Genomic DNA, 14,288 nt, shown 5'->3' with positions numbered 1-14,288 from the left:
TTTCGATCAAAAGGCGGCACCCAAAAACTTTTATTTTTTATCAATGAGTTGTTTTCAAACAATCTCTCAGAAATGCAGCCAAATACTTTCATCCATAAAAAGCATATCCTTACGGCTGCATCCCATACAATCCGATCTCCAGATGCTTCCCCGTGGAATAATTCAGCCCGCTGGCCATCCCCAACCGTCGGACATGCAGGCCATCATGTTCCAGTCCACCTTCAAACGCGGGTAGATCCTTTGACCCCACCAGCACCAGCGCACATTTCCCATGCTGATGCAGGAAACCCGCCGCCAGTTCCGGTCGCATCAGCTTCGTATCCTGCCCCAAAAGGAAGACAAGACTTGGCTCTGAATCCGAAACCGACGCCACCATCGTGGTGGGACAGGGACGGTGCGCCGCCACCAGTGTCGCCAGACGGGGGCTCAACCAGATCGTCTCCAGCCGGGGAATGACGGCAAGGAACAGGCCCACATGGATGATGACAGCCGCCGCCACCGACGCCATGGCCGCCTGAAGCACCGCGCCACGCACCAGCAGCAACGCCGCCGCCATCAACAACGGCAGCGCCCCTGCCGTGATCGTCATGGCGGCAGGCGACATGATGCCCTCCATCCGCCACAACAGGACCGGTCCCGCCAGCGCAAGGACAGAACCCACACCCAGCCAAACCACGCCATAGGCCAGTAACAGCCCCCGCCCCCACAGGGAATGCGGCCACCGCCAGCCCTGGGGCATGGTCACGATCGCCGCCGCCGTCAGGATGGCGATGGCGGGATAGGTCGGCAGTACATAATGCGGCAGCTTGGTCGCAATCGCCTCGAACACCAGCCAGTGCGGCACGATCCAGCAGATCAGGAACCGCACCGGTGGCTGGTGCCGCTGCTGCCACACGAAGGGAAGCGCCATCGCTGCGAACAAAGAGCCGGGCCAGAACGCAATAGCAAATACCAACAAGTGATAGCCGGGCGGCAAGCCATGGGATTCCTGCCCGCTGGCAACCTTGCCAAGGAAATTATGTCCCACCGCGCGACTGTAGAAATCGCCATGACTGACCACGCCAATCGCCACGCACCACGGCACGACAATCGCCAGCATCACCCCCCATCCCCACGCCGGACGCAGGCGACGCCACCAGTCAGTACGCCGCTCAATCAGGGCAAGGGCGATCGGTGTGCCAAACCCCGGGATCAGCACCACTGGCCCCTTGAGCATTAACCCGCATCCCAGTGCCGTCCAGTACAGCAACGCCGCAGCAAGAGGCGTCGGCACGTCACGCTCCCGATCCAGATAGGCACGCAGTAACCCACATTGCGCCAGCAGGATTGACAGCAGCAGCGTCGTATCGATGGTCGCCATACGCCCTTCGGCCGTCATCAACACCGACACCGCCAGCAGCGCCGCCGCCAGCAGGCCACAGATGGGACCAAACAGGGTCGCCCCCATCCATGCCGTCAACACACCAGCCGCCGTTACCCCCAAAAGGGAGGGAATACGGTACGGCCACGTTGCATGGGCATCGCGCATGCCCGTCAGGCTGACAGCCGCAGCCTCCAGCCAATAGATCCCGGCCGGTTGCAGATAGCGCGGCTGATCCAGAAAGCGCACATCGACGTAATCGCCGCTGTGGAGCATCTGGGCCGTTGCTTCCATATAACGGGGTTCATCACGATCCAGTGGCGGCAGTGACGCGCGACCAGGCAGGAACAGGACAAAGATCGAGACAGCGACAATAATATAATGGCGCAGCGTCAGGCGTGTCATCGCACCGCCCTCTCAGAGATTGTTTGGAAACAAATCATTGATAAACAACAAGAAAAGTTTTTGGGTGCCGCCTTTTGATCGAAAAAGGCAGCCTCTTCTGAAGCTTTTTAGAAAAAGCTTCACCAAAAACCTTTATAATTTCAGTCTGTTATCGCGCCTGACTTTTCAAACAACCTCTCAGCGTTCGGTAATATGATCCGGGATCCTGGCGCGGTTGTTCAGCCACATGACACCAAGAACGTCACGAATCCCGACCAGCGCCCGATTGAGGTTCGTGTATTTCGACTGCCCATGCAATCTGCCGCGATGCCCGACCGGCGTGCAGACCAGCGGCACGCCATGACGGCCCATCAGGGACGGCAGGAAACGATGCAATCCCTCAAACTGTGGCAGGCGCAGGAAATCCTGCCGTAGGAACAGTTTCAGAGGCGCCCCCGTATCGGGACACCCGTCATCAAGCAGGCGGCTGCGCAATCCATTGGCAAAGCGTGTTGCCACCCGTCGCGACAGGCGATCCTGCCGCTTGGCACGCACGCCAACCACCAGCGGCGCCCGCCCGGGGGCCTGCTGCGCCAATTCAAACATACGAATGAATTCGAAGGGGTTATCCTGCCCATCACCGTCAAGTGTAGCGACCCACGCCCCGCGCGCGGCCTCGATCCCCGTCCGCAATCCTGCGGATTTGCCCAGGCGGCGATCATGGGAAAGAATCCTGAGTTGGGGCAGGATGCCTTCAGCCCGGACAGCCATCAGAAGGGCAAGGGTATCATCCGTGCTGCCATCATCTACAAAAATGACTTCAGCAGGGGGCAGTTGTGCCAAAGCGTCGGCCAGTTCAAGACAGACGGGACGAATATTCGCCGCTTCGTCAAGAACAACCGACACAATGGACAGGACGGGCGTATCGTCCTTATGGGGGGTCGGAGAACTCAGCGTTCCGCCACCCGGTTCAGGCTGCGCGATGGGACAGGGCCGAAGGAAGCCCCGAAATGGCACTGTCAATCAGGCTTTTGTCCCCATCGGCAGATAACGACGCCGCCAATGTTTCCCGCGTGGCCTGCATCGCGATGTCGATGGCGGCTTCACGCACTTCACGGATTGCCCCACGCTCGGCTGCGGCAATGCGGTCGCGGGCCATCTGTTCGCGACGACGTGCGATATCATCGGCATCCTGGCTGGCCTGTGCCGCAATACGGGCGGCTTCCTGCAGGGAATGTTCGACCATTGCACGGGCTTCCGCCAGCGCGGCTTCACGCTCCCGCGTGGCATCCTCAAGCATCTGCTCCGCTTCGCGGCGCAGGCGCGCGGCTTCATCAAGGTCAGCACGAATCTTCTGCGCGCGTGCATCAAGCGCAGCGCTCAGTGGACGCCACAACTTTGCGCCGAACAGGATGAAGAACAGGAAGAAGGCAACAGCCGACCAGAAACGGGGCTCATGCAACATGACTACGGACCTGTCTGTAGAGGGGGCCCATTAAAAACCACGGGCCGTCGCGACACCATCAACCTTGGACGTTACCACGTCCAGAGGGGCCGAAATGCCGGATATCTGATGGATCAGGGCTTCTGCCGTATCGGTGGAAATCTGCCGCAGCGACCCCAGTGCCGTTTCACGGGCAAGGGCAACGCGGGCTTCCGCCTCACGGATTTCGGCACCCAGTCGCGTATTCATTTCCTGCGCCTGCTTTTCAGCAGCGGCACGGGCTTCTTCCACGACCTTGTCAACATTGGCCTGCGCCTCTGCCATGGCGTCCTTGCGGGCCTGGCGAAGTTCCGCCACCGCATCATCGGCACGGGACTTGGCCTTATGCGCGATCTCAAGGTCATTCTCGATCGTCTGGCGACGAAGGCTCAGGACCTTTTCGACCTTCGGCAGGGCCGAACGGCTCAGCAACAGGTAAAGGATGAGGAAGATGCCCGCACCCCACACCACCTGACCGATGACGTAGGGATTGCCGAAATCAAGCTGGGGCATACCCTCGGCGCGTGCGCCAGGTGCAACCATGGCCATCAATGGCAGGGCCAGCACGGGTGCCGCCGCGCGCGACGCCACCCTGCGGATGTTTTTATACACCGTGGAACGCACCACGCACCCCTCCTGTATCAGACGAACAGGATCAGGAACGCAATCAGCAGCGCATACAGGGCGACGGCTTCCGTCAGGGCAAAGCCCAGCATGCCGAGGCCGAACACGTGCGGACGTGCGGACGGGTTGCGCGCGATGCTGCTGACCAGCGTGGAGAAGATGTTACCCAGGCCAATGCCCACGCCAGCGAGGGCGATAACGGCGATACCGGCACCAATTTCACGGGCGGCTGCGATATCCATGTCAGTTTTTCCTTGTTTCAGACGTTCTGGATGAAATGACGGAAGATGGTGGCCCTCAGTGGGCCACGGCCTCCCGCAGATAGATGCAGGTGAGAATGGCAAACACATAGGCCTGCAGTGCGCCCACCAGCAATTCGAGAGCCATCAGCGCGACATTGATGACGATCGGTCCCACGGCGATGACATCGCCAAACAGGCCCAGACCAGCCAGCATGATCGTGAAGGCGGCAAACATGTCGAACATCACGTGACCGGCGACCATGTTCGCAAACAGACGGATCGACAGGCTCACGGGACGGGAAAGGAAAGAAAGGATCTCGATCGGGATCAGCAGCGGCGCCAGCGCCTTGGGCGCACCGGCGGGCATGAAATGGGCGAAGAACTTCGCCCCCTGCACCTTCAGCGACACGATGATCGAGAGACAGAACACCATCAGCGCCAGCGCCAGGGTCACGGCGATATGGCTGGTGAAGGCAAAAGAGAAAGGCAGCAGGCCAAGATAGTTACCCGCGAGGATGAAGAAGAACAGGGTGAACACGAACGGGAAGAACGCGCGTCCCTCCGAACCGATCGTGTCAACGGCCATGTTGTAGATGAAGTCATAGCAGATCTCGGCCGCGGCCTGCAGGCGACCGGGCACCACGGCTGCGGGGCGCATCCCGACATACAGGAACGCCAGCACGATGACGGATGCCACAATCATCATCAGCGGCGACTGGCTGAATCTGAGGGACTCCCCAAGAGCGCCCAGAACAGGATGGAGCTCGAACTGACCGAGCGCGTCGATGGATGATCCGGCCGCCAACTTCGTTCTTCCCTAAAATATCTCTGCCCGGTTCCCGATCAGGAACCCGAATCGCCATCCGTTATGGCATCGGGCCTGACAAGACGCCAGACATTAAGCACACCTGCCGCACCGCCGAGAAGCGAGAACAGAACAAGAAACACCGCCCGCAGGTGCAACCAGTGATCCAGCCCCCAGCCAATGCCCACCCCCACAATAAGGGCCGACACCAGTTCGGTTCCCGCACGGAGCATAAGCCCCAGTTCCGAAAACCCCCGTCCCGTGTCCTTCGCCTGCGCTGCATTTTCCGGCTTTTCCAGCCGGGTCCGTGCCGCGTGCAGGCGTTGGTCAAAGGACGTACCGGATGGATCTTTGTCCGTGTCCATTTTCGCACCTCCCGATGGGTGCAGGCGCTAGCTAACGATGCTGCAATAACCTGTCAAGCAAGCGTCGTCCAGCAAAGCATGACAATATTGGGTCAGTGCATGAAAACATGGCATTTTCGCCTGTCCAAAACAGGAGAAAACCAAAACTTATTCCGCGGACGTGTCGCTGCCAGGAATCCGGTCATAGGCGGCACTTCCGGGGAAGGCACCTGGCGGCGGTGCATCGGCTGGCACAATGTGGATCGCCTGATTGACATCCGGCCCGATCTCACGCGCGTTGATCGCCGTGCCGCGCCCGCCATTCACGCCGGTACCAATTGCATGCAGCGTGGCCCCCGGACGCAGCCAGTTGGTAAGGCGCACAGCATTGGCGCGCCCCACGTAAACGAGCGAATGGTCACGCATCACCACACCCTGCACCGCGCCGGTGATATCATAAAGCTGCGCCAGAACAGTCCCGTCCACCGCCACATCGGGACCGATATTGGAGGGCGGCAGGGCTGTTTCCGATCCCGGCTCATCCGCGATCCGGCGGCCACGCGGCCCGCTGATGGCATAGGCGCGCACGATCGGGTGGACACGCCCCTTCAGGCCGCTGATGCTGACCTGTTCCCCCGGACGCACGACCTGCGTCGCGGCGTCGCCCAGACGATGCGGGCACAGCACCTGCGTCCCGTCGGACAGCAGCAGTCCCGCCACGTCGCCGGTGCTGGTCAGCAGGTACTGCGCCACCGTCCCCGTCACAACCGGCAGGGGGGAATAATCGAATGCCGAGGTCGCCTGCACCTGCGAAGGCTGAGTGGCAGGGGCGGCGGGTGTCGCCGCCGGAGCATGCTGAGCCTCCGCCGCGGGCTTGGACGCGGCGATGGCCGGTGCGCCCGCGAGGCTGGCCACAAGGCCGAGCGCCGCTGTCACATAAAGGGGGGAACGCCGATGAATATGCATGCCGGATCTCGTCTTTCGTCTGCATCCACCGGCCTGTCGCGATGCCGGGGCGGTGTCTAGTGATATCCCTCGCCCCGCGACAGGCAAGTCCCCGTGATGTGGGATCAGTGCCGGAAATGGCGCATACCTGTGAAGACCATCGCGATCCCCGCCTTGTCGGCGGCGGCGATGACCTCATCATCACGGATGGACCCGCCCGGCTGGATCACCGCGACAGCGCCCGCCGCGATCGCGGCCTCAAGCCCGTCCGCGAACGGGAAGAACGCGTCCGAGGCCACCACGCTGCCCTGTGTCAGGGGCTGCGCCTCGCCCGCCGCCTTCGCCGCGTCAGCACTCTTGCTCGCCGCGATGCGGGCCGAGTCGACACGGCTCATCTGGCCAGCGCCGATGCCCACCGTCGCCTGATCCTTGACGTAGACGATGGCATTCGACTTCACGTGCTTTGCTACACGGAATGCGAATATCAGGTCTGCCATTTCCGCATCTGTCGGGGCGCGCTTGGTCACGACCTTCAGGTCCGCGCGGTCCACACGTCCATTGTCGCGTGTCTGCGCCAGGAAACCACCGGCCACCGAACGCACGACAATGCCGGCAGCCGTGGGATCAGGCAGCGCACCCGTCAGCAGCAGGCGCAGGTTCTTCTTCTTCGCGAGGATGGCGCGTGCTTCCTCCGTCGCGTCGGGAGCGACGATGACCTCCGTGAAGATGGTGGCGATCTTTGCCGCCGCTTCGGCCTCCAGCGGGCGGTTCAGCGCGACGATGCCGCCAAATGCCGAAACCGGATCACATTTCAGGGCCTTGTCCCAGGCCTCGGCCTGCGTCGCGGCGACGGCGATGCCGCACGGGTTGGCATGTTTGACGATGACGATGGCGGGGTCGGTGAACTCGGCCACCGCCTCGAACGCGGCGTCAGTGTCGTTGATGTTGTTGTACGACAGCGCCTTGCCCTGGATCTGGCGCGCGGTCGCAACGCCCGGACGGTTGGTGCCGTCGGTGTAGAACGCCGCCTTCTGGTGCGGGTTCTCGCCATAGCGCAGGCTTTCGCGACGCACACCCGCCACCGTCATGCGCGCGGGCAGCAGGTCGTCGCGCTGTCCGGCGAACCACTGCGCGATCGCGGCGTCATAGGCAGCCGTGCGGGCATAGGCCGCACCTGCCAGCCCCCGGCGCTGCGACAGCGTGGTGCCACCTTCGCCAAGGGCGGTGATGATATCGGCATATTGCGCCGGATCGGTTAGGACCGCGACATGGTCATGGTTCTTTGCCGCAGCGCGGATCAGGGCCGGACCGCCGATATCGATGTTTTCGATGCAGTCTTCGGCACCCGCGCCGGACGCCACGGTGGCCTCGAACGGATACAGGTTGACCGCCACAAGGTCGATCGGCGCGATCTTGTGCTCTTCCATCTGGCGCAGATGTTCGGGCAGGTCGCGACGGCCGAGGATACCGCCATGGACCTGTGGCACCAGCGTCTTCACCCGGCCGTCAAGGATTTCAGGGAATCCCGTATGTTCGGACACGTCCTTGACCGGGATACCTGCTTCGCGCAGCGCACGGGCTGATCCACCGGTGGACAGGATCTCCGCCCCATGGGCGACAAGCGCGCGACCAAGATCGAGCAGGCCGGTCTTGTCCGAAACGGAAATCAGGGCGCGCCGCACCGGCACAGGCGTCTGGGGGGCCATCACAGTGACCTTTCACTTTAAACCGCGGGACGATCCGAACATGGATCTGATGGGGGTGATTAATCCAACCCCGCCTTTTTGAGCAATAACCGAAATGACGGAACCGGTGGCCTTATGACATCAGGGCCGCACGGATCCGCGCAACCGTGGCGGCCTCCCGTGATAGCGGCGCAGCATCGAGCGACACAGCCGCGCGCACCGACATGCTGTTGACCAGCACAACCGCCTCCGCCGCCAGCAGGTCCGCACGTGTCAGGGCCCGTTCACGCGCAAGGCGCATGTCCAGCAGCACGGAACGTGCAATGCCGGGCAAAGCACCTTCGGCCACGGGCGGAGTCAGCAGCATGCCATCGCGCTGGATCAGCAGGTTACTGGCGCTTGCCTCGGCCACGCGCCCCGCCATATTGAGCAATACGGCCTCAGTCCCGCCGCGCTGGCGTGCTTCCATCAATGCGAGGATATTGGGTAGGTAATTCAGGGTTTTGGCCCGCGACAGGGGGCTGGTTTCATCACGACGCATACGGCTGATGACCAGATGCGCATCAGGCATGGGGACAGCGGCAGGCGGAAACGGCACGATCATGATGGTCGGGGCCGCACCTTCGGGTGGCAACAGGCCACGCGGGCCGCATCCGCGCGTGATGGTCAGACGCAGCGACCCCGCCTGCATCGCGTTATCGGTGATGACACATACCAACGCCGCCTCGACCTGTTCCCGCTCAGGTGACGGGATCATCAAGGTTTCCAACCCTGCATAAAGGCGCGCCATGTGCCGTTCCAGATGGACGATGCGGCCTGCCTGCACACGCATGGTCTCGAACACACCATCACCGAGCAGAAGCCCACGATCAGCGGGATCAATCCGCACCGCATCCCGATCCTGCATGGCCCCGTTAAACCACAGGCGCTCAGTCATGCTCTTTTTCCCCGGATGACGTATTGCCAAACACCGACAGAAGGGCGGAAACCTTCAGGCACATTTCCTCATATTCCTTCTGTGGATCTGAAAGTATCGTAATCCCGCCACCCGCGGCCGCACATATTCCCGCCCGTGTCATGACAAGGGTGCGGATGATGACCGAACTATCCATCGCCCCATCCCCACCGATACGGAAGACTACCCCACAATAGGGTCCCCGCGCCGAACCCTCCAGTTCATCAATGATCTGCATGGCGCGATGCTTGGGCGCGCCAGTTACGGAACCGGGCGGCAGCGTCGCACGCAGCAGGTCGATGGCATCATGACCGGGCAGCAGGGTTGCCTGCACCTCCGACACCAGATGGTGGACATGGGTGAAATGTTCCACGTTAAACAATTCCGGTACGCTGACACTGCCGATCCGTGCGAGTTGCCCAAGGTCATTGCGCATCAGGTCCACGATCATCAGGTTTTCGGCGCATTCCTTCTCATCCAGACGCAGGTCCTGCGCACGTTGCCGGTCACGCACGGGATCTGGATCTCGTGGCGCCGTCCCCTTGATCGGACGGGTGCGCATGACACCATGCACGTCGAGGGCGACAAACCGTTCCGGTGATGCCGACAGAAGGGCAAAGTCCGAACCACATGACAAGAACGCCCCGAATGGCGCCGCAGAGGTGACGCGCAACGCGCGATAGGCCGCAATGGGAGATAATCCGGGCGGCCTTGCCCCCCACATGCGCGCGGTGATGTTCACCTGAAAGATATCACCTGCCGCAATATAATCACACGCTTGCGCCACCGCCCGGCGGTATCCCCTGGCCGAACGCTCCATGGTAAACTGGATATCGGGCATTTTTGGAAGAGGTACGTGGGCGACAACCCGCCCCCACAGGTCCATGACCTCCCGTCGGCGTCGCGCCATGACATCGGGCGTCCCATACCCGGTCAGCCATACCCGCCGTTCAAGGCGATCCATGATAATGGCATGGTCATAGATACCGGCCGCGAATTCAGGCTGCTGCGGGTCAGGATCGTGCCGCGTGGACAGGCCATGCGTCCTCTGCCCGAACCGATAATCCGCAAACCCGATGGCCCCACCGACAAACGGCATTCCATCAGGGCATGCAAAGGCGGGAATCAGGCCACGCAATATCTCCAGCGCATCCCCCGCCTGTTCGCGCCTGTCCACGAAACATCGTCCCGCATGAGCCTCCACCACATGTACGGGATCACGGCATAGGATTGTCCAGCGCCCACGCGGCATGATCTCGCTGCCACTGTCCAGACAGGCCAACCATGGCTCCCCCTCCAGCACGGCCAGAACATCGCCCATATCATGCCATGGCAGTTGATGGACATGAACGGACAAGACGGAAGATGGATCAGATTGTGTCACGGACGGAGGGAAAATCCTGCCTGCGGCCTTAGGATGCAGGGGTATCGTCTGGTTGCGTCTGGCTGCTGCCCAGACGGTTTGCAGGACGATTGGCCCAGCGCCAGCTGCTGCGCCCCTGCCGGGCCAGTTCACGGTGCATGACCACCACAGGCCATTGTCCACGCGCGAAACTGGCGGAGGGGGCATCATGCCCCTGTCCGCCCTGCGTCGGCTGCGCCCCAAGGCGCTGGGCCAATGCCTCCACCAGGGTCACGGAACGATGCCGCCCCCCCGAGCAGCCAATCGCAATCGTGGCATATTTCTTCCCTTCCTGCACGAAGCGCGGCAGCACGAGGTCCAGAAGACCGTCGATCCGGTCAAGAAAGGCCGCATAATCCGGGTCCACCTGCACATAGGCCGCGACCTGCGGATCAAGCCCCGTCAGGGCGGACAGCGAAGGATCGTAATAGGGGTTACGCAGGAAACGCGCATCGAACACCATGTCCGCTTCGCGCGGCAGGCCGGCAGGAAAGGCGAACGACATCAGGGCAACCGTCAGGCCCTCGCCACGTCCATCCTCCCACTGTCCAAAGCGCGCCTCCACAAGCTGGCGCAATTCGGGCGGTGGCAGGTCCGTGGTGTCAATCACAACGTCGGCAGCTTCCCGCAGGGGGGCCGTCAGACGGAGTTCCGCCTCGATCCCTTCCTTGACAGTGCCATGGCTGGCCTGTGGGTGCCGCCGTCGCGTGGCGGTATAACGGCGCAGCAGCACGCTTTCCTCTGCCGTGGCGTAGATCAGTTGCGCATGCAGGTGCGGATTGATCCGCAGGCGCGACAGGGCGGCAAGGACCAGGGTGGCGTCAAACCCACGTGTGCGGGAGTCCACCCCGATGGCCACCGGCTTTTCCGCGCGGGCCACAATCTCGTCCAGCATGCCAAGCGGCGGGTTGTCGATGACTTCATGCCCCAGATCCTCCAGAATTCGCAGGATCGACGATTTCCCGGCACCAGACAGCCCGGTTACAAGAAGGATGCTGCGCGGTAATGGTGAATCTTCATGCATGGGTTATGGCAGTCACATGAAATCCTGGGGAACCATCGTGCCAGCAGGGGCTGGCGTCGGATGACAGGGGTTACGATGGTGGTGCAGCGACAGCCTCCGACACAAGGATTTTCCTCTTTTTCACCACAGATGAAAAGTGGTGTCATTATCACATCTGCATTTCGTCAGGCACGTGGATGGAACCATCTTATAATATCCGGCCTTTCCATGTCACATCGAAAGGAGCGAGCGTTTAGGGCTGAAATTTATCATGGACAAAATATGACTATTTTGTGATTTTCTTCCTGATGAAAGAAACCACGCGACCAAACGAGGATATCCACATCCGCCATCTGACCGGGCAGGATCTGGCCACGGGGCAGTTTGCCCCCACAATGCTAGGCCAGTTCCGTCATGCGCTGGCACAGGGTGCGGACATCCTTGAACAGCATGGCAACAGCCTGCATGATGTTACGCGTATGGTTGTTACCCTGACAAAAACCGATGAATTCGCGTCGTGCTTTACAACACTGAACGAAGTGTTTGGCCGCACCTGTCCTGCGATGACATTCCGTCTGGTCAAAAAGCACCAGCATGCCCCCCAGTTGATCGAACTTGACCTTCTGGTTGCGATACCGGACGCCTCCCTCTGCGGTATCTGAGCCAGACTGACGCGGAACAGGGCGGATGGGACAAACAGGCATCTTTCCCTACCTCCACGCGCTATGGCCGGTTTAAGAGGAAAGATCATATTTGCGCCTTAAATAATACATATTCATTATGCAAACATCCCATCAGGCGTTTGCTGAATTTGGCGCAATTACCAGAATCCCAATAATCATAGCATCTCAATATCGCTATAATTATTTTTTAAAATACAATAAAATGGGAATTTTTTTTATAGATTTGCCTCAAATGCCACGCATTTTTAAAATGCACACCGTGTACTTGCAGAATACATATAAAATTACATTTTATGATTTTATTGCATGGCTTGCCTGCATGGCAGAAGCATCCTAGCGCATACTGCGCAATACAAAGCCGCATACCACAATCAGTCGGTGAAGAATAGGAGTTTTTGATGCGACTTCTATAGACTAATGCCCGTTTAAACCTTATAAATCCCTTGGGAGAATTCCGTTTATCATCAGGTAATATTCATTACCCTTGTAAATCCATTGGGAGCATGACCTAGTGAAATTGGCAATTTTGGCTCTAAATATGTCTGAAAGGAATGATTCCGTATGTAATGACGTTGCTCATCATTACAGAATGCTGTCATCCCAGCACCCTGCCATAAACATTGTTCGTGTATTCTCCAATAATCATAACCCCCTGGCATTTCCTGATATCCCAGTGGAAAGTGCTGACGCCTTTCACGAGTGGTTGAAGCAGGACCGGTCCATTACCGTTCTTTTCCATTATTGCGACAGCCTGACCCCTTTTGATAAATTCCTGCGGGAAGAATGTCGGCATGTGATTATCCGGTGGCACAATGCCACGCCCCCCTGGTTTACCTTTGGATTACAGAACCAGAATGCGACGCATGCCCTGCTCGGTTATGAAAACATCATTGATTTCATTAATTGCAGCCATATCCAGTTCTGGTCGAATTCGGAATTTACAAGCGATCAGCTCATCGCATTGGGGGCCGCGCCGGAACGGTGCCATGTCGTTTACCCGGCCAGTCGTTACCTGAACCTTCCTGTTCCCTTTCTGCCCCATGCGGTCGAAACAGGGACAGACGATGTCAGTAACACCGCCAATGACGCCACAATAGATCTCCTCTTCGTCAGCCGTGTTGTCGCGCATAAGGGGCATATCAACGCAATTGCCGTTGCTGATCGGGTTCAGGAACTTACCGATGCCCGTGTCAGACTGAACATTGTTGGAAAGGGTCTCGACGATCCCAATCCTTTTTCCATCCGCCTGCGCAAAATCATCAGTCAGGCAAAGTCGGAAGTCATCGTTCATGGACTTGTCTCCGATGATGCCCTGATCAATCTTTACCAGACTTCTGATGTTTTTATCTGCCTTTCAGAGCATGAAGGGTTTGGTCTTCCCGTTTTCGAGGCCATGAGGTACCGCCTTCCTGTGGTCGCCTGGGCAACAACAGCCTTTCGGGAATTACTTGCCAGGCATCCCCTTGCTTTTCCCAATTTCGATCTGAATCTTTTTGCCGCTGCGATTAACGCCCTTGCGACCCCAGGCGTAAAAAATCGTTTGCTGGAGATCCAATATGCCATTCTCCAGACCTATTCTGCTGAAATCATTGAAACCCAGGTGCGTGATGCACTGGCGGCACAGGATAAAAACAGATGGCCGCAACCAGTTCCTGATGATCTGGCGCGCCCTGCGATCCGCTACTTGCCACGTGTCGCCCATGCAATCAATACCGCGCGTAACTCTCTTTACGAATACTGTCATCAGGGCTTTGATAACAGTCTGGTCTTCGATTCCCACATCAATATTACGTCTCTTTACGATGTGCGAATGTTCAAGAATTACCTGATCCAAGATAAGGAACTCCTGAACGCCCTGACCATGCCTGTGGACGAGCCTTCCATTACCTTTGATCCCAGTGAATTTTCCATGCGTAAGGGGGTCTGGTCAGCCGCTGCCCTTATTGAAGGGGATAGCGTATCGCTACCTTCCATTGATATTGCAGCCACACACCTGATTTTTGGGCCTTACGCGCAGATGCCTGCCGGGCGTTATCGCGCCATCATGCATGCATGTATCAAGAATGATACGCCGCAGGATGTACGGTTTGAAATCGATGTAAACTCCAATAACAAACAATTAACAAGCCGTGTCCTTACCCTGTCCAACGGAACTCATGACATTAATGAACAGGTGACGTTTGAATTGACTGGCGAAGCCCCGATGGTCGAGATCAGGTTGGGTGCGTTGGCAACATTCACGGGAAATATCGTTTTTTCAGGCGCAACACTCATACAGATTGATGCCAAAAAGCAACGGCTCTCCCTATCAAAGATGAATGTCATATCCCTTAGAGCCTGATCCGAAAGTTTTTGAACAATACCAGCCTGTTG

General features: G+C 59.0%; 14 protein-coding genes. 2 read left to right on the top strand and 12 right to left on the bottom strand.

All coding sequences use genetic code 11. The annotated features are described in order from the left end of the window. Positions 1-109 precede the first annotated feature (109 nt). The 12 genes from B7G66_RS13570 to rapZ form a co-directional block, all read right to left on the bottom strand. The gene (locus B7G66_RS13570; protein WP_003616700.1) at positions 110-1,765 is read right to left on the bottom strand and encodes an ArnT family glycosyltransferase; all 1,656 of its coding nucleotides are present in this window, start codon (positions 1,763-1,765) and stop codon (positions 110-112) included. 177 nt (positions 1,766-1,942) lie between these two features. Beyond that, a complete protein-coding gene (locus tag B7G66_RS13565; protein WP_040511207.1) occupies positions 1,943-2,698 on the bottom strand; it encodes a glycosyltransferase family 2 protein in 756 nt (251 codons plus the stop codon). A gap of 16 nt (positions 2,699-2,714) precedes the next feature. Next, entirely contained in the window at positions 2,715-3,209 is a 495-nt protein-coding gene (locus tag B7G66_RS13560) for a F0F1 ATP synthase subunit B family protein (protein ID WP_003616705.1), read from the bottom strand. Positions 3,210-3,239: 30 nt separating this feature from the next. After that, positions 3,240-3,854 carry a F0F1 ATP synthase subunit B family protein gene (locus B7G66_RS13555; protein ID WP_003616707.1) on the bottom strand — a complete coding sequence of 205 codons (615 nt, stop codon included), beginning with the start codon at positions 3,852-3,854 and terminating at the stop codon, positions 3,240-3,242. Between the two features lie 14 nt (positions 3,855-3,868). Further along, positions 3,869-4,093, bottom strand: a complete 225-nt coding sequence (locus B7G66_RS13550) for an ATP synthase subunit C family protein (RefSeq protein ID WP_003616715.1) — start codon at positions 4,091-4,093, stop codon at positions 3,869-3,871. A 55-nt stretch (positions 4,094-4,148) separates the two neighbouring features. Next, complete coding sequence (locus B7G66_RS13545; RefSeq protein ID WP_040510302.1) at positions 4,149-4,898, bottom strand: F0F1 ATP synthase subunit A; 750 nt, start codon at positions 4,896-4,898, stop codon at positions 4,149-4,151. Between the two features lie 38 nt (positions 4,899-4,936). Beyond that, complete coding sequence (locus B7G66_RS13540) at positions 4,937-5,263, bottom strand: AtpZ/AtpI family protein (protein ID WP_003616720.1); 327 nt, start codon at positions 5,261-5,263, stop codon at positions 4,937-4,939. 147 nt (positions 5,264-5,410) lie between these two features. Continuing rightward, a complete protein-coding gene (locus B7G66_RS13535; protein WP_003616721.1) occupies positions 5,411-6,208 on the bottom strand; it encodes a hypothetical protein in 798 nt (265 codons plus the stop codon). A 104-nt stretch (positions 6,209-6,312) separates the two neighbouring features. After that, positions 6,313-7,893, bottom strand: coding sequence for a bifunctional phosphoribosylaminoimidazolecarboxamide formyltransferase/IMP cyclohydrolase (gene purH / locus B7G66_RS13530; RefSeq protein ID WP_003616723.1), 1,581 nt, complete (start codon positions 7,891-7,893; stop codon positions 6,313-6,315). Between the two features lie 112 nt (positions 7,894-8,005). Continuing rightward, the gene (locus B7G66_RS13525; RefSeq protein ID WP_003616724.1) at positions 8,006-8,809 is read right to left on the bottom strand and encodes an aminotransferase class IV; all 804 of its coding nucleotides are present in this window, start codon (positions 8,807-8,809) and stop codon (positions 8,006-8,008) included. After that, positions 8,802-10,211: an anthranilate synthase component I family protein gene (locus B7G66_RS13520; RefSeq protein WP_003616725.1), complete on the bottom strand. Its 1,410-nt coding sequence runs from the start codon at positions 10,209-10,211 to the stop codon at positions 8,802-8,804. Before B7G66_RS13520 ends, B7G66_RS13525 begins: the two co-directional genes overlap by 8 nt. Positions 10,212-10,239: 28 nt before the next feature. Then, complete coding sequence (gene rapZ / locus B7G66_RS13515; RefSeq protein WP_003616727.1) at positions 10,240-11,253, bottom strand: RNase adapter RapZ; 1,014 nt, start codon at positions 11,251-11,253, stop codon at positions 10,240-10,242. A gap of 287 nt (positions 11,254-11,540) precedes the next feature. Here rapZ and B7G66_RS13510 point away from each other — a divergent pair, with 287 nt between their 5' ends. Continuing rightward, on the top strand, positions 11,541-11,894 hold the full coding sequence (locus B7G66_RS13510; RefSeq protein WP_040511209.1) for a RidA family protein: 354 nt from the start codon (positions 11,541-11,543) through the stop codon (positions 11,892-11,894). A 532-nt stretch (positions 11,895-12,426) separates the two neighbouring features. Then, on the top strand, positions 12,427-14,256 hold the full coding sequence (locus B7G66_RS13505) for a glycosyltransferase family 4 protein (RefSeq protein ID WP_148424802.1): 1,830 nt from the start codon (positions 12,427-12,429) through the stop codon (positions 14,254-14,256). The last annotated feature ends 32 nt before the right edge of the window (positions 14,257-14,288 follow it).

The organism is Novacetimonas hansenii JCM 7643, assembly GCF_000964405.1.
In the GTDB taxonomy this organism is placed as follows: domain Bacteria; phylum Pseudomonadota; class Alphaproteobacteria; order Acetobacterales; family Acetobacteraceae; genus Novacetimonas; species Novacetimonas hansenii.
Note: the sequence above shows the minus strand (reverse complement) of the source record. Positions and strands in the feature narration are given on the sequence as shown.